The 14,602-nt window shown below is 72.6% G+C and carries 19 protein-coding genes and 1 pseudogene; 13 read left to right on the forward strand and 7 right to left on the reverse strand.

Features of this window, described 5'->3' with window-relative positions:
* Positions 1 to 13: 13 nt before the first annotated feature.
* The 3 genes from J2X68_RS32535 (at position 14) to J2X68_RS32545 (ending at position 1,217) form a co-directional block, all read left to right on the forward strand.
* On the forward strand, positions 14 to 355 hold the full coding sequence (locus J2X68_RS32535) for a VOC family protein (protein WP_310436189.1): 342 nt from the start codon (positions 14 to 16) through the stop codon (positions 353 to 355).
* 200 nt (positions 356 to 555) lie between these two features.
* A complete protein-coding gene (locus J2X68_RS32540; RefSeq protein WP_310436190.1) occupies positions 556 to 909 on the forward strand; it encodes a hypothetical protein in 354 nt (117 codons plus the stop codon).
* A 95-nt stretch (positions 910 to 1,004) separates the two neighbouring features.
* Positions 1,005 to 1,217 (forward strand): DUF4287 domain-containing protein, encoded by a 213-nt coding sequence (locus J2X68_RS32545; RefSeq protein WP_310436191.1) that lies wholly within the window; start codon positions 1,005 to 1,007, stop codon positions 1,215 to 1,217.
* 25 nt (positions 1,218 to 1,242) lie between these two features.
* On the opposite strand, the gene J2X68_RS32550 is transcribed toward J2X68_RS32545, so the two are convergent.
* Both J2X68_RS32550 and J2X68_RS32555 read right to left on the reverse strand, forming a co-directional pair.
* Positions 1,243 to 2,751, reverse strand: a complete 1,509-nt coding sequence (locus J2X68_RS32550; RefSeq protein ID WP_310436192.1) for a DEAD/DEAH box helicase — start codon at positions 2,749 to 2,751, stop codon at positions 1,243 to 1,245.
* 130 nt (positions 2,752 to 2,881) lie between these two features.
* Positions 2,882 to 3,085, reverse strand: coding sequence for a cold-shock protein (locus J2X68_RS32555; protein WP_020133270.1), 204 nt, complete (start codon positions 3,083 to 3,085; stop codon positions 2,882 to 2,884).
* Between the two features lie 348 nt (positions 3,086 to 3,433).
* Between J2X68_RS32555 and J2X68_RS32560 the strand changes: the two genes are divergently transcribed.
* Positions 3,434 to 3,748 (forward strand): SCO0607 family lipoprotein, encoded by a 315-nt coding sequence (locus J2X68_RS32560; protein WP_310436193.1) that lies wholly within the window; start codon positions 3,434 to 3,436, stop codon positions 3,746 to 3,748.
* A 22-nt stretch (positions 3,749 to 3,770) separates the two neighbouring features.
* The gene (locus tag J2X68_RS32565) at positions 3,771 to 4,133 is read left to right on the forward strand and encodes a DUF952 domain-containing protein (protein WP_310436194.1); all 363 of its coding nucleotides are present in this window, start codon (positions 3,771 to 3,773) and stop codon (positions 4,131 to 4,133) included.
* A 132-nt stretch (positions 4,134 to 4,265) separates the two neighbouring features.
* On the opposite strand, the gene J2X68_RS32570 is transcribed toward J2X68_RS32565, so the two are convergent.
* Together J2X68_RS32570 and J2X68_RS32575 are read right to left on the reverse strand one after the other, a co-directional pair.
* Positions 4,266 to 4,721 carry a tellurite resistance TerB family protein gene (locus tag J2X68_RS32570; protein WP_057606168.1) on the reverse strand — a complete coding sequence of 152 codons (456 nt, stop codon included), beginning with the start codon at positions 4,719 to 4,721 and terminating at the stop codon, positions 4,266 to 4,268.
* 269 nt (positions 4,722 to 4,990) lie between these two features.
* Positions 4,991 to 5,275, reverse strand: a pseudogene (locus J2X68_RS32575) (ABC transporter ATP-binding protein); the annotation flags it as partial.
* A gap of 74 nt (positions 5,276 to 5,349) precedes the next feature.
* Here J2X68_RS32575 and J2X68_RS32580 point away from each other — a divergent pair.
* The 3 genes from J2X68_RS32580 to J2X68_RS32590 all read left to right on the forward strand — a co-directional run bounded on the left by J2X68_RS32580 (position 5,350) and on the right by J2X68_RS32590 (position 8,045).
* Positions 5,350 to 5,592: a hypothetical protein gene (locus J2X68_RS32580; protein WP_310436195.1), complete on the forward strand. Its 243-nt coding sequence runs from the start codon at positions 5,350 to 5,352 to the stop codon at positions 5,590 to 5,592.
* Between the two features lie 48 nt (positions 5,593 to 5,640).
* Positions 5,641 to 6,126 (forward strand): hypothetical protein, encoded by a 486-nt coding sequence (locus J2X68_RS32585; protein WP_310436196.1) that lies wholly within the window; start codon positions 5,641 to 5,643, stop codon positions 6,124 to 6,126.
* A gap of 335 nt (positions 6,127 to 6,461) precedes the next feature.
* Positions 6,462 to 8,045, forward strand: a complete 1,584-nt coding sequence (locus J2X68_RS32590; RefSeq protein WP_310436197.1) for a carbohydrate-binding protein — start codon at positions 6,462 to 6,464, stop codon at positions 8,043 to 8,045.
* Positions 8,046 to 8,217: 172 nt separating this feature from the next.
* Here J2X68_RS32590 and J2X68_RS32595 read toward each other — a convergent pair whose 3' ends face one another.
* Positions 8,218 to 8,676, reverse strand: coding sequence for a TIGR03618 family F420-dependent PPOX class oxidoreductase (locus tag J2X68_RS32595; protein WP_310436198.1), 459 nt, complete (start codon positions 8,674 to 8,676; stop codon positions 8,218 to 8,220).
* 382 nt (positions 8,677 to 9,058) lie between these two features.
* Here J2X68_RS32595 and J2X68_RS32600 point away from each other — a divergent pair, with 382 nt between their 5' ends.
* On the forward strand, positions 9,059 to 9,196 hold the full coding sequence (locus J2X68_RS32600; RefSeq protein ID WP_310436199.1) for a hypothetical protein: 138 nt from the start codon (positions 9,059 to 9,061) through the stop codon (positions 9,194 to 9,196).
* Positions 9,197 to 9,274: 78 nt separating this feature from the next.
* Here J2X68_RS32600 and J2X68_RS32605 read toward each other — a convergent pair whose 3' ends face one another.
* Positions 9,275 to 9,934 carry a TetR/AcrR family transcriptional regulator gene (locus J2X68_RS32605; RefSeq protein WP_310436200.1) on the reverse strand — a complete coding sequence of 220 codons (660 nt, stop codon included), beginning with the start codon at positions 9,932 to 9,934 and terminating at the stop codon, positions 9,275 to 9,277.
* Positions 9,935 to 10,093: 159 nt separating this feature from the next.
* Here J2X68_RS32605 and J2X68_RS32610 point away from each other — a divergent pair, with 159 nt between their 5' ends.
* The 4 genes from J2X68_RS32610 to J2X68_RS32625 all read left to right on the forward strand — a co-directional run bounded on the left by J2X68_RS32610 (position 10,094) and on the right by J2X68_RS32625 (position 13,866).
* Positions 10,094 to 11,125: a medium chain dehydrogenase/reductase family protein gene (locus J2X68_RS32610; RefSeq protein ID WP_310436201.1), complete on the forward strand. Its 1,032-nt coding sequence runs from the start codon at positions 10,094 to 10,096 to the stop codon at positions 11,123 to 11,125.
* Positions 11,126 to 11,334: 209 nt separating this feature from the next.
* Entirely contained in the window at positions 11,335 to 11,994 is a 660-nt protein-coding gene (locus J2X68_RS32615; RefSeq protein ID WP_310436202.1) for an SRPBCC family protein, read from the forward strand.
* 118 nt (positions 11,995 to 12,112) lie between these two features.
* Positions 12,113 to 12,772 carry a sigma-70 family RNA polymerase sigma factor gene (locus J2X68_RS32620; protein WP_310436203.1) on the forward strand — a complete coding sequence of 220 codons (660 nt, stop codon included), beginning with the start codon at positions 12,113 to 12,115 and terminating at the stop codon, positions 12,770 to 12,772.
* Entirely contained in the window at positions 12,769 to 13,866 is a 1,098-nt protein-coding gene (locus J2X68_RS32625; RefSeq protein WP_310436204.1) for a CU044_5270 family protein, read from the forward strand. The genes J2X68_RS32620 and J2X68_RS32625 overlap by 4 nt, the downstream gene beginning before the upstream one ends.
* 362 nt (positions 13,867 to 14,228) lie before the next feature.
* Here the strand turns inward: J2X68_RS32625 and J2X68_RS32630 are convergent, their stop codons facing one another.
* On the reverse strand, positions 14,229 to 14,567 hold the full coding sequence (locus tag J2X68_RS32630) for a MerR family transcriptional regulator (protein WP_310436205.1): 339 nt from the start codon (positions 14,565 to 14,567) through the stop codon (positions 14,229 to 14,231).
* Positions 14,568 to 14,602: the final 35 nt, after the last annotated feature.

Below are 14,602 nucleotides of genomic sequence, written 5' to 3' on the forward strand. Positions count from 1 at the left end.
CTACGATGAGGACATGGCCGTCGACCTCTTCGCAGGGATCCCCGTCAACGACTACGCAGCGGCCCTCGCCTGGTACGAGCGGCTGCTCGGCGCCCCGCCTGCGTTCTTCCCGAACGACACGGAGGCCGTCTGGGAACTCGGCGAACACCGCTACCTGTACATCGAGCACCGCCCGGGCCACGGGGGCCACGCCCTGCACACCCTCTTCGTCGACGACCTGGACGCCCGGATCGAGGCGGTCGCCCGCCGGGGCCTGGCCCCGACCCAGCGGGAGACCTACTCCAACGGCGTGCGCAAGGTCACCTTCCACGACCCGGACGGCAACGAGATCGGCTTCGGCGGACCCCCCGTCTGACCGCCGCCCGCCCCCGGCTCGACGGCCCCCGCTCCCGGCCGACCGCTCACCACCCCCGCCCGGCGCACGCACCGCGAGGCCGGGCCCGGTCCCGTTGTCCGATGTGCGGCGCGGCGCGAAGGGGCCGATGTGACAGGCCTGTGACCGGAGGAGTGGCTTCCGCCACAGCCCGCCCGGCCCCGCCCTGGTGGGGTGGCCGGATGCGTACCGCACCGTCCGTCCTGCGCGGCTGCCTGCCGCCGCTCCTGGTACACCTGCTGATCGGCCTCCCGACGGCCGTCACCGTGCTGTGCGCGCGCTGGTACCTCAGCCACGGGCACTGCACCCAGGAGGACCTCGGCCGCCGCGACCTGGACCACTGCACGTACGACCAGATCGAGAACAGCGGCTTCGTGCTGATCGGGCTCGTCCTGTCCGCGGCGTTCGTCGCGCTGCTGCTCGTCCTCTTCGACGGCCTGCGGCCCCTCGCGAAGGGCCGCCCGTTCACACCCCGGCTGCTGACCCTCCCCGCGATCCTGCTGCCCTACGCCCTGTACGCCGCCGGCGGCGGGTGAGCGCGGGGGCCGCTCCGCGCGACGGCCGCAGGAGCGTGACACGGATCACGGCGGCCGTGCCGATCACTTCTCGCGGCGCGGCCGGTCGTACGGACATGACCGAAACAGTGAAGGGCCCCGCGAGTTACTTCCCGTCGATCGAGAAGAAGTACGGACGTCCGATCGCCGAGTGGAAGGCCCTGATCCGGGCCTCGCCGCTCACCCGGCACATGGAACTCGTCTCCTGGCTGAAGACCGAGCACGGGCTGGGACACGGCCACGCCAACGCGCTGGTCGCCCACACGCGGGCGGAGGACGACGGCGCGTGAGCCCCCGCCGGCCCCCGGCCCGGGCTCAGCGGCCGTTCGCGGTGTTGCCGTTGCCCTTGGCGGGGGAGCGGCGACGGCCCTGAGAGGTGGGTCGTCCGCCCTGGGCCGCGGGACGACCGCCGCCCTGGGCCGCAGGACGGCCACGGCGCGAGCGCGCGGTGGACGCCGAACGCGCGGGCCGCTCCTCGGCGGGCGGCGGGGTGAGGACGACGGGCACGCCGGACGGCGCCTGCGCACCGGTGATGCGGCTCAGCTCGGCCTCGCCGGAACGCACCCGGGTGGTCCGCGGGGTGATGCCGGCGTCCGCCATCAGACGCGTCATCTCCCGGCGCTGGTGCGGCAGGACCAGCGTGACGACGGTGCCGGACTCCCCGGCGCGTGCCGTACGGCCGCCGCGGTGGAGGTAGTCCTTGTGGTCCGCGGGCGGGTCGACGTTGACGACGAGGTCGAGGTTGTCGACGTGGATGCCGCGGGCCGCGACGTTGGTCGCCACCAGCACCGTGACGTGACCGTCCTTGAACTGGGCCAGCGTCCGGGTGCGCTGGTTCTGGGACTTGCCGCCGTGCAGGGACGCGGCGCGCACCCCGACCGCCAGCAGCTTCTTCGCCAGCCGGTCCGCGGCGTGCTTGGTGTCCAGGAACATGATCACGCGACCGTCGCGGGCGGCGATCTCCGTCGTCGTGGCGTGCTTGTCCTCGTCCTCCACGTGCAGCAGGTGGTGCTCCATCGTGGTGACGGCGCCCGCCGACGGGTCGACCGAGTGCACGACGGGGTCGTGCAGGTAGTTGCGCACCAGCCGGTCGACGTTGCGGTCCAGGGTCGCCGAGAACAGCATCCGCTGGCCGTCGGGAAGCACCTGGTCGAGCAGCTGCGTCACCTGCGGCATGAAGCCCATGTCGGCCATCTGGTCGGCCTCGTCGAGGACCGTGATGGCGACCCGGTCCAGTCGGCAGTCGCCCCGGTCGATGAGGTCCTTGAGGCGGCCGGGCGTGGCCACGACCACCTCGGCGCCGCCGCGCAGAGCGCTCGCCTGCCGGCCGATCGACAGACCGCCGACCACCGTGGCGAGCCGCAGCCGCAGCGCGCGGGCATAGGGGGTGAGGGCGTCGTTGACCTGCTGGGCCAGTTCCCGGGTGGGAACGAGGACCAGGGCCAGCGGCTGCCGGGGCTCGGCCCGCTGCCCGGCCGTGCGGGCCAGCAGCGCGAGGCCGAAGGCGAGGGTCTTGCCGGAACCCGTGCGGCCACGGCCCAGGACGTCCCGGCCGGCCAGCGAGTTCGGCAGCGTCGCGGCCTGGATCGGGAACGGGGTGGTCACGCCCTCGGCGCCGAGGGCGGACAGCAGCCGCTCGGGCATGTCGAGCTCGGCGAACGACTCGACCGCCGGCAGTCCCGGCGTGAGGGTCACGGGCAGCGCGAATTCACCGCCGGACGCGGCGGGACGACTCCCGCGTCCACTCCGCCCGGGCTTGGCCGAACGGGAGGGGGCGCCCTGGCGCCGGTCCGTACGGGAGCGGACGGAGCTGTTGCGGTTCATCCGATACCTTCCTCGAAAGGGCAAAATGCCATGGGCCGGGGCCCGCACTCAGGAGTGCGGGCCCCGGCCACTTGTCCGCGTGATGCGCAGCCGATCGCGTCAGCGTCAGCGTCAGGCGGCGTCAGGCGGTTCAGGCGGGCTGGATGTTCTCCGCCTGCGGGCCCTTCTGGCCCTGAGTGACGTCGAAGGTAACCTTCTGGCCTTCCTGAAGCTCACGGAAGCCGGACGTGGCGATGTTCGAGTAGTGGGCGAACACGTCAGCGCCGCCACCGTCCTGCTCGATGAAGCCGAAGCCCTTTTCCGAGTTGAACCACTTCACGGTGCCAGATGCCATGTTGAATCTCCCTATGGGGCAATGCCCGGACTCCGCACCTTGCGGACCCGGGTGCGGCAGGAACGGGAAAGCCCCAAAAAACAAAAAGAGTGCCCGTCGACGGAAGGTCGAAGAGCACTCAAAAGCCTCTGGTAACCGAAACTGCCACTTTTATCACGGTAGCACAGGTCCGGATGAGCGGCCGGGGACCGACAGCTCGCCGCTCGGCAGTGTCGAGTACGCCGTCCCCGGCGGATGAGTATCCGTACTCAAGAGCCCCGGCCCCTCCGCTCGGCAGGCTGATCGCATCACCGGTACGGCCGTCGGGCCGACCGGCCGCCGATCCGTGCAGAGGAGCCGACCGTGCGTATGACCAGGAGTCGAGTGGGAGCGGGCCGCGCCCTGGCGGGCGCCGCGGTGGCGGCCGCCGTGGCGGTCATGACGCTGACCGGCTGCTCCTTCCGGATCGAGGAGGCGAGCTGTGGCGGCGGCGAGTACCCGGTGCTGGCGGTGAACAGCAGCGGCAGCGACTGCGTGCCGGACGACGAGGAGCCCGCGCAGGGCTGGGCCCGCTATCCGGAGGGCAAGGTCCCCGAGAAGGTCGGCGACCAGTGGGACACCTACTGGAGCACCCACACCCTCGACGAGAACGGCAAGATCATCGACCTCCCCGAGGGCGGGTGAACGCCCGCTGTATAACGGGGTGATGATTTATCACGTCGTACCGCTCGACGACTGGAACACCGACCCCGAGCGGCCCTACGCGCCCGCGTCGCTCGCGCGGGACGGGTTCGTGCACTGCTCGCCCGACGAGCGGACCACGCTCGCCGTCGTCAACGCGTTCTACCGGACCGGCCCGCGGCCGCTGCTGGCGCTCCTGCTCGACGAGGAGCGGCTCACCGCGCCCTGCGCGTGGGAGGCCGCCGCGCCCGCGCCGCCGCCCGGGGTCCCCGAAGGCACCCTGTTCCCGCACGTGTTCGGGCCGATCGAGCGGGACGCCGTGACCCGCGTCCTGGAGGTCCGCTGGGACGAGAACGGCACCGCGACCGGCCTGACGGACGCCGGCTGACGGACGCCGGTTCCGCCGCCCGTCGAGCGCCGGGGCCCGGAAGCCGTCCGTCGCGTCCCCGCCCCGCAGTGGCCGGGGAGCGACGGTTCGGGAGCCGGCGGCCTCCGGGCCCGGCGCCGGTTCCCTACCCGCTCAGAGGTCGAACTCGTGCGGCGGCAGGTCCAGGGTGAAGCACGCCTCCCGTACGACGGCCTGCTCGGTCTTGTCGAAGTCGCCGTCGGCGCCGCCGATCACGATGCCGATCTGGATCACGGCCCGTGCCTCGGCGGGCTTCTTCTTCGCCTTGGCGATCTCCTGGAGCACGCTGACCTTGCCGAAGTCGAAGTCGGCGGTCAGCTTGTTCAGGTTGTCGTCGAAGCGCCGCTGAAGGTCCGTGGCGTCGAAGTTCTGCAGCACCTCGTTGGAGGCGATCAGCTGCGCCACCCGGCGCCGCTCCGCGGGGTCGATGGTGCCGTCCGCGGCCGCGACCAGGGCGCACATGGCCATGCTCGCGTCGCGGAAGGCGCCGCTCTTGAGGTCGTTCTTCTTCGACACGAGCTGGGTCTGCATCGTCGACGCGGACTCCTTGATGCGGTCCCACAGGGCCATGAGAACTCCAGAAGGTAGGTCGGGGCGGAGGAGATGACTGCGCAAGATCTACAGCAACGTAGAAACTCACGGCCGCCCCGATAAGTTCCCCGAACCCCTTGAACCCCTCGGTCCCCTTGAGTCCCTCGGTTCTTTGAGCCCCTCGGTCCCCTCGAACGCTCAGTCCCCCTGGGCTGCCGGGTCCCCCGTGCCCCGGGTCCCCCGTGCCCCGGGGCCGGTCGCCGCGCAGGGTGGTGCACCCCCCTCTCGTACCGGTACGGCGGTCGGGCCGCGGCGGCGGACGCGACGGCGTGGGCGACCTGCGCGCGCAGGTCGGCGAATCCGCGGGACTCGCGCGGTGCGTCGGCGTCCGCGCCGGTGCGCGGCAGGGTGATCGGCAGGTCCAGGGCGACGGTTCCCGGGCTCTCCGTCGGCACGACGGTGCGCGAGCCGAGGAACACCGCCTCGTCCGCCGAGTGGGTCACGAAGCCCGTGGTCCGGCCGGTAGGGGCGGTCACCCGCCGGACGTCGTCCCGGAGGCGCTCGCGGGTCGGCGCGTCCAGCGCGGCGAAGGGGCGTCAGGGCCGGTCAGCTGAGGCAGATCAGACCCAGCAGGCAGACGTCCGAGGGCGAGGTCCCCGCAGGCGCGGTGCCCGTCGACGAGGACGACGAAGAGCCCGAGGACGACGAAGAGTTCGACGACGAGGACGAAGAGGACGAGGACGAGGAGGACGAGGAGGACGAGCCGCCGCCCGCGGAGTTCGCGTTCGAGGTCGACGATTCCGTGCCGCCGGTCGCGGTGGAACCGGACGACTGCTGCCCGGTGCCGTTTGAGCCGTTCGTGTCCGTGGCGCCGGCCGCGGCGGTGGGCGCCGTGGCCGTTCCGTCGTAGGACGAGGTTCCGGTTCGCTGCCGGGGGACCGACGGCACCGCGGCGGGGGTGGAGGCCGCCGAGTCCGGGTGGGTGTTCGCCGACGACCGCGCGGGAGCGCCGGGCGAGGGCGAGGTCCGGCGCGCGTCGGAGCGGGTCACCGTCGGACGGGTGTGTTCCAGGGTCGGCTCCTCGCCGCCCGCCGTCGTCGGGGTCTCCGGCACCGTGGCCGCCTGTGCCTGGTCGCCGGTCTGGCGGTCCAGCGCGGTGAAGGTGAGCCCGCCTCCGACGAGGGCGACGGCCGTCGCGACCACGGCACGGCGCTGGTTCTTCTTCCAACGGGCCAGCTGCCGCCGCCGGGCCGCCCGCCCTTGCGGCGCGTACGCGGCGGACGGCGCGTGCTCGGGGCCGGGCGCCGGGACGGCCGGGGCCGCCGTGTCCGCGCAGGGGGCGGCGGGCGGCGTCGGCCTCGGTGTGGGCTTCGGCGCGGACATCGCGACCGGGGCGGGAGCGATGCCGCGGTCGACCCTGACGGGTGCGATGTCGGGAGCGTAGGCGCCGCATCCAGGGCACACCAGGGCGCCGTTGAGGTGCCGGCGACACGTGGAGCAGTAGTCCATCTGCGGTCTTCCCAGATCTTCCTGCGCGGGGTCCGATGGCCGGCAACGCTAACGACTCGTTCGAGGGACTGTGTGCAGTCTGTGTGACGCTCCTGCACGGATCCCTTGAGGGGATGGAGCGCACCCCGTCACACGCATCGCCGTCGTACATACATGTGAACGAAAAACAGGTACGCGTACCTTGACGCCCCCGTGCCCCGCCCCTAACTTCCCGGAGAAAGCGCTTTCTGGTTCGGCCGACCGCACTCGTTCCGTTCCTGGAGATGAATCATGCAGCTGAGATCCGTCATGGCCGGCGTCAGCCTGGTGGCCGGAGCGCTCGTCGCGCTGTCCGGCACCACGGCCCAGGCGGCCACCACCACCCGCTACGAGGCGGAGACCTCCCCGGCGGTCTGCTCCGGCACCGTCGACTCCGACTGGGCCGGCTACTCCGGCAGCGGATTCTGCAACGGCACCAACGCGACCAGCGGATACGCCCAGTTCACCGTGAACGCGGCCACGGCCGGCACGGCGACGCTGGCCGTCCGCTTCGCCAACGGCACCACCGCGGCCCGCCCGGCCTCGCTGGTCGTCAACGGGACGGCCGTCCAGACGCCGTCCTTCGAGGCCACCGGAGCCTGGTCGACCTGGGTGACCAAGTCGCTCACCGTGTCCCTGAACGCGGGCAGCAACACCGTCCGGCTCACCCCGACCGCCGCGGCCGGCCTGCCCAACGTCGACTACCTGGAGGCGACGACCGCCGACAGCACCACGCCCCCCGCCGGCGGCGCGCTCTACGTCTCCCCGAGCGGCACGGACGGCGCGGCCGGCACCCAGTCGGCCCCCACCACCCTCACCTCGGCGATCAGCCGGGTCACCGCGGGCGGCACGATCTACCTGCGCGGCGGGACGTACGCCCCGTCCTCGACGGTCACCGTCCCGGCGACCAGCAACGGCACGGCGGGCGCGCCGACCACGCTGTCGGCCTACCCGGGCGAGACGCCGGTCCTCGACTTCTCCGCGCAGAGCGAGAGTTCGTCGAACCGCGGGCTCCAGCTGTTCGGCTCGTACTGGCACGTCAACGGCATCGTCGTCGAGCACGCCGGTGACAACGGGATCTACGTCGGCGGCAGCCACAACGTCATCGAGCGCACGGTCACCCGCTACAACCACGACACCGGGCTCCAGCTCGGCCGGATCGCCTCCAGCACCCCCGCCGCGCAGTGGCCGTCCGACAACCTGATCCTCTCCGCCGAGTCGCACGACAACGCCGACTCCGACGGCGAGGACGCCGACGGCTTCGCCGCGAAGCTCACCACCGGGACCGGGAACGTCTTCCGCTACGCCGTCTCGCACCACAACATCGACGACGGCTGGGACCTCTACACCAAGACGGACACCGGCGCCATCGGCCCGGTGACCATCGAGGACTCCCTCTCCTACGCCAACGGCACCCTCTCCGACGGCACCGTGAACACCAACGGCGACCGCAACGGCTACAAGCTCGGCGGCGACGACATCGCCGTCGACCACGTCGTCCGGCGCAGCATCGCCTACCGCAACGGCCATCACGGGTTCACGTACAACAGCAACCCGGGCTCCATGGCCGTGTCGAACAACCTGAGCATCGACAACGCCGAACGCAACTACTCGTGGGACGCGGGGACCTCGGTGTTCCGCACCAACACGTCCTGCCGGTACGGCGTCAGCGGCTCCAACGACAAGACCGTGGGTGACGCCGACAGCACCAACCAGTTCTGGACCGGCGCCAACGGCTCCCGGTGCGCCTCCTCCTACGGCGGCGCGCTCGCCTGGTCCTTCGCCTCGAACGGCCGGCTGGTGGTGACACTGGGCGGCACCAGGGTGACGCTCTAGCGATCCGGCCGGCACGGGTGCGGGGGGCCTCCCCTCGCACCCACCCGCGATGCCCGGCCGTGCCCGGCGGTTCCGGCCGCGACCCGCTCGCTCCCACGGGCGGCGCCGTACGTCAGGCCGACCGCGCCCGGCCGTTCCGGCGTGCCCAGCTGTTCCTGCGTGCCCGGCCGTTCTACCCGTCGATGTCGAGCGCCGTCCCGTACAGCCGGTCCACCTTCAGCCGGACGACCACGCGGCGCTCGGCGACCAGCTGCTCCAGGAACTCGTCCTCGTCCTCGGGCCGCGCCTGCGCCGGGATCATCCCGAGCAGCTCCCGCCCGACGGCGTCACCGGGGACGGTCGTCACCTCGGAGATCCCGGCCTCGCCCTCGGCGACGGCGAACGACCACACGTCGTCGCCCGGCACGTGCAGGGCGGCATGCGGGTCACGGCGCAGGTGCTGGACCTTGACGCGGTCGGCGGTCGTCGAGAACCGCGCGATCCGGGCGTCGGCGTCCCAGCTGTAGGCCATCGTGGTCAGGTGCGGGTGGCCGGTACGCCGGACAGTGGCGAGCGTGCCGAACCGCTGTCGCCCGAGCAGCTCGGAGAGCGCTTCGTCGGACAGCGTGCGAGGTGCGGGACGTTGAGTCATGCCGTCACCAACTCCTTTGGAACCGGAAGTATTTCATCCGGCCCGCCGACTTACGGGATTCCCCTGGAGACCCACCCGACGGCCGACCCGCCCGCTGACGTGGGCGAGGCCCTGCGCGTAGGGTCCGGGCGAGGGCTACGTGATCGGCGGGGGCGGGTATGTCGGGACAGTTGTTCACTCTGATCGGCGTGCTCGTCGGCGCGGCGGCCTCGTACGCCGGAGGAGCCCTGATGGAACGGGCCCGATGGCGGCGTCAGCTCACCACACGGTGGGACGAGCACCGCCTGGACTGCTATCTCCGCTATGCCGACGCGGTGAAGCGGTTCACGTCGCTGGCGGACAGTTCGTCAGGGACCTGCGTCCGGGCACGCCCGAGGACTGGATGAAGGCGTTCCGTGAATTCCAGGAGAAGCGCGACGAGTTCTACGTCGCCGCTCGCGAGAGCCTGGGTGTGCACGCGAAGTTCCGGCTGCGTTCGGAGGATCCCCCGGTGCTCGCCACCGATCCCCGCCGGACGTAGACCGTCCGCGCGCGGGTGACACCGCCGCCGTCCGCGCTGGGGCGGGTGGCGCGTGCGGCGGCTCGGCGTGTGGCGGCGTCAGTTCGGCCGGGGGCCGGTCAGGGTGTCGAGTTCGGCGGTGAAGAGCAGGGCGGGGTCGAAGCCCATTCCGGTGAAGTGGCCCGCCAGTTCCAGGGACAGGACGCCGTGCAGGCGGGTCCAGCAGGTCAGGGCCCGGTGGAGGGCGGTGGGCGGGGCGGAGTGGCCGTCCGTCCACCGGTCGCCGAGACCTTCGAGGCGGGCGGTGAGCGGGGCCGGCGGACCGTCGGCGGGCAGGTCGGCGCAGGCGTCGAGCAGGGCCGTCATGATCTCGGACGCGATCGTGGTGACGTCGTCGGGCGCGTGGTAGCCCGGGACGGGCGTGCCGTACACCAGGAAGTACCGCTGGGGATCCGCCAGGGCCCAGTCGCGCAGCGTGTGCGCCAGTCCGGTCAGGTCGCCGCCCGCCGCCGAGGTGGCGCGGAACGCGTCGGCGAGGCTCCGGTAGGCGTCCCGGACGAGCGCGGTGATCAGCTCGTCGCGGCCGGCGAAGTACCGGTACAGCGCGGGTCCGCTCATCCCCATCTGCTTGGCGATCGCGTTGAGGGAGAGCGCGGACGCGCCCGCCGTGGCGATCTGCTCCCACGCGCGCTCCTTGATCTCCGCACGCACCTGGGCGCGATAGCGCTCGCGCGGGGTCGTCGCACCCGTCTCCGCCATGGCCTGACGCCACCTCTCCGCTCGCTCGCGCACCCGCTTCCGCGAATACGGGCCCAAGATCTAGTTAGAGGCTATCACGAACATTATTGACACTCCCTCCCGCTCTGCGTTACAACTTCTAACGAACGCAAGCGCAAGTAACACTCACTGGAGGTCGTCATGCACGCCGAGGGACTCGTCGAGGTCGTCCTGCCGGGCAAGGTCGAGCCGGAAGGGCTGCGGATCCGGCACGGAGCCGTCCCCGCCCCGGGCCCCGGCCAGGTGCTGATCCGGATGGAGGCGACCGGGGTCTCCTTCGCCGAACAGCAGATGCGCCGCGGCCGCTACTACGACCAGCCGCCGTTCCCCTTCGTCCCCGGCTACGACCTGGTCGGCACGGTGCTGACGACCGGCGAGGGCGTCGCGGCCGGTCTGGCCGGGACCCGGGTGGCCGCCCTGCTCAAGGTCGGCGGCTGGGCCAGTCACGTCCTCGTCGACGCCGCCGACGTGGTGCCGGTGCCCGCCGGGATCGACGCGGCGGAGGCGGAGACCCTGGTGGTCAACGGCATCACCGCCTGGCAGATGCTGCACCGCAAGGCACGGGTCCGCGCGGGCGGCACCGTCGTCGTGCACGGCGCCAACGGCGGCGTCGGCTCGGTGCTGGTCCAGCTGGCCCGGGCCGCCGGCGTGCGGGTGATCGGCACGGCGTCCACCCGGCACCACGACGCCCTGCGGGACCAGGGAGTCACCCCGGTCGACTACCGCACGGACGACCTGGCCGCCCGGATCCGCGCACTCGCCCCGGGCGGTGTGGACGCCGTCTTCGACCACGTCGGCGGCCGGGGCATCGTCGACTCCTGGCGCCTCCTCGCCCCCGGCGGCACGCTCGTCTCCTACGGCACCGCCTCCACGCGGGACGACGAGGGGTCCAGGCAGTGGCCCGTGCTGAAGCTGCTCGGCCGGCTGTGGCTCTGGAACGCGCTGCCCAACCGCCGCCGCGCCTGCTTCTACAACGTCTGGGCCGGCCGCGCCCTGGCCAAGAACCGCTTCCGGGCCCGCCTGCGCAACGACCTCACCGAGCTCTTCGCCGCCCTCCGGCGCGGTGACGTGACACCCCGGATAGCGGCCCGCCTCCCGCTCACCGACGTCGCCGCCGCCCTCCGGCTGGCCGAGTCCGGAACGGCCGCGGGCAAGGTCGTCCTCCACCCGTAGCCGCCGTGCCCCTGGGCGGGCTGCACCGGTGGGCGTCCCCGCCCGAGACGCCTGTCACCGGCAGGCCGGGCGTTCGCGCCCGCACCCCGTGCCTGCACCCTGTACCCGCACTTCGCGCCCGCACCTCGCACCCGCGCTCGCCCCGCGCCCGACGCCCCACCCGGCCACCTGTCACCAGGCCACCAGGCCACCAGAGCAAGGGGAACTTCATGCCCGGCACCAGGATGCTGACGTCCGCGCTTCCGCTCGCCCTCGCCGTCGTCGGCACCCTCGCGACCTCCGTGCCCGCCGCGCAGGCCGCGCCCGTCCGGACCACGCCCGCACCCGCCGTCGGCGCTCACCACGGCCACCACGGCCACGCGTCGCGGTGCCGGGGGCAGGGCGTGGACGCCTCCGCCCGTATCCGCTACCGATCCGATGTGGTGATCAAGGCGCCGCTCAGCACCGTCTGGAAGCTCCAGACCGACGTCGAACGCTGGCCGTCCTGGCAGGGGCCCGTCCTCACCGCCGGACGTCTCGACCCCGGCCGGCTCGGGAAAGGCTCGCGGTTCCGCTGGACGACCCCCGCCCCCGCCACGCCCACCACTCCGGCCACCACCCTGGAGATCACCTCCACGGTCCGGCAACTCCGGAGCGAGGCCTGCGTCCTGTGGAGCGGACCCGCGATCGGCCAGGGCCTGCGGATCGACGAGGGCGTCCATCTGTGGACCTTCACCGAGGTCGAGGGCGGCGTCCGCGTCCACACCGAGGAGACCTGGACCGGCGCCCAGGTGGAAGCCGACGTCCCCACCGCGACCGCGGCACTCGGCGCGGGCCTCGAAGCCTGGCTGCACGACCTGAGGACCGCCGCCGAGCACCGCCGGAGGTGACCGCGCCCGCGTGCGAACCTCTGACCCAAGACCCGGCACGAGCCGCCGGGGCGAGTGTGGCGCAGGTCACGGGAAGTCGGTGTCGAGTGCCGGACAGCTCATTGAGGTGAGCACTCATATGCGTACCCGGGTACGGGCCGGGGAGTCGAGCGCGTTCGCGGAGTTGTTCGACGACTACGCCCGCGCCGTCTACAACCACGCCTTCCGGTTGACCGCCGACTGGTCGACGGCCGAGGACGTGATGGCCGCGACCTTCATGGAGGCGTGGCGGCTGCGCGACCGGGTCGACCCCGAGGGCGGCTCCCTGCGGCCCTGGCTGCTGGGCATCGCCACCAACACCGCCCGCAACCAGTACCGCAGCAACCGGCGGTACCGGGCGGCGGCCGGCGCCGCCGCGGCGGCCGAACTGTCCGTGCCCGACCACGCCGACGAGGTCGCCGACCGGATCGACGACCGGCGACGGCTCGCGACGGCCCTCACCGCCCTGGCCGGCCTGCGCAGACCGGAGCGCGAGGTCGTGGCGCTCTGTCTGGGGGAGGGACTGGACTACGAGGCCGCGGCCGAAGCCCTGGGGATCCCGGTCGGCACCGTCGCCTCCCGTCTGTCCCGGGCCCGCAGAAAACTGCGGGCGCTCGCCGCGGACGAACCGGCCCACCGCCCGCCGCCCGACCGGACGCCCGGAAAAGTCCGCGGAAATCGGGAAGGCGGCCGCCCCGGTCGACAGGTAAAAGGCGATCACGCACACGTGGTCCGGCCCGCGCAGGGAGGAAACCGATGAACGCGAACACGTCCCGGCAGAGTCCGGCCGAGGGGCCGGAGAGCACAGAGCTCTTCGCCCGGACGGCGCGTGACCTGCCGACGGGCCGTCACCAGTTCCACAAGGAGCGTCTGATGGCCCAGATCCACGAAGCACGACGGGAAGAGCGCACGACGGCGGCCGCCCCGGGCGGCGTCCGGCGGTCGCGGCTGCCGCGCCCGGCGATCACCCTGCCCGTGCTGGCCGCCGCCCTGGCCGGGGTGGTCGTCCTCGGTGTGGCGAACACCGGGGGCGGCGGCGTCAGGGACGGCGGTGTCGCCACCGGACCGGCCCTGACCACGACCGTCGGCGTCGCCACCACCAAGGGCCTGCCGCAGCTGCTCGACCAGATCTCGCTGGCGGCGGCCGAGGACGACCACCCGGTGGTGCGGCCCGGTCAGTACATCTACATCGAGTCCAAGTCGGCCGACACCTTCCTGAAGACCGTCGGCGACAAGACCAGCCTGGCCAGTCACCAGCTGCACACCCGTCAGCGGTGGGACTCCCCGGACGGCACCGAGGGCTGGCTGATCGACCCCGCCGTCAACGACAGCCCCGAGGGCGAGACCCTGAGCCTCCCCGACGAGCGGGGCGAGACCCCGAAGGCGCGCCTCGGAGCGCCGTCCTACGACTACCTGACCAAGCTGACCACCGACCCCGACGAGCTGCTCGCCAAGATCTACAAGGAGACCGAGGGCCAGGGGAACACCCCGGACCAGGAGGCCTTCACCACCATCGGTGACCTGCTCACCGAGAGCTATCCGCCGGCGGAGCTGTACTCGGCGCTGTTCAAGGCCGCCGCGAGGATCCCCGGGGTCGTGGTCGTGAACGACGCCGTGGACGCGGTCGGCCGGCACGGGGTGGCGGTGGCCCGGCTGGACGAGACCAGCGGGCAGCGCGAAGAGTGGATCTTCGACACGAAGAGCCACGTCTTCCTCGGCGAGCGCACGGTCCAGGTGAAGCGGCTGACCGGGACGGACGCCCTGATCAAGCCCGGCACGGTCACCTACACCAGCGCCATCCTCAAGCGGGCGATCGTCGACGGCATCAAGCAGACGCCGTCCCAGGCAGGCTGAGCCCGGGCGGCCCAGCGGGCCGGGCCGTTCGCCACGGCGGCTCGGCGACGCCTTGGCCCTCCCTGTCGGTCCGGCGCTCGGCTCGGGCCCGCCGGCGTGGGCGGCCGTGGTGGCCGCCGTCGGCGGCTCGGACAGGTCGACGGCTCGGACGGATCGACGGCTCGGGCGGGTCGGCGGCGGGTGTCGCCCGCCGGCCGGTCGTCACCGCTCCGGCCCGACCGCGTGTTCCCGTACTGCCGGACGGCGTCGCGATGTCCGTCCCCGCCGTGGTGCCCGGCGCGCCGGTCGGCGCCACGGTCGGCGGCCGGTAGGCCCGCGCTCGCGCCGTGGCGTAACGGCCGGACCCGACGTTCCGGTTCCGCTCAGCTGGAGCTGTCGGACGCCCCGTTCGCCGCGCGGCGGTACTCGGCGTTGATGCGCTGAGCCTCCTCGAGCTGGTCCTCGAGGATGACGATGCGGCACGCGGCCTCGATCGGGGTGCCCTTGTCGACGAGCTCGCGGGCGCGCGCGGCGATCCGGAGCTGGTAGCGGGAGTAGCGGCGGTGTCCCCCCTCCGAGCGGAGGGGAGTGATCAGCCGGGCCTCGCCGATGGCGCGGAGGAAGCCCGGAGTGGTGCCGAGCATCTCTGCGGCCCGGCCCATCGTGTATGCGGGATAGTCGTCGTCTTCGAGACGACCACCGAGCGGGGTATCTGCTGTCATTTCACCTCGTTGAGCAACGCGTCAGGGGGCCCTGG

It is taken from the genome of Streptomyces sp. 3330, assembly GCF_031456635.1.
GTDB lineage: Bacteria > Actinomycetota > Actinomycetes > Streptomycetales > Streptomycetaceae > Streptomyces.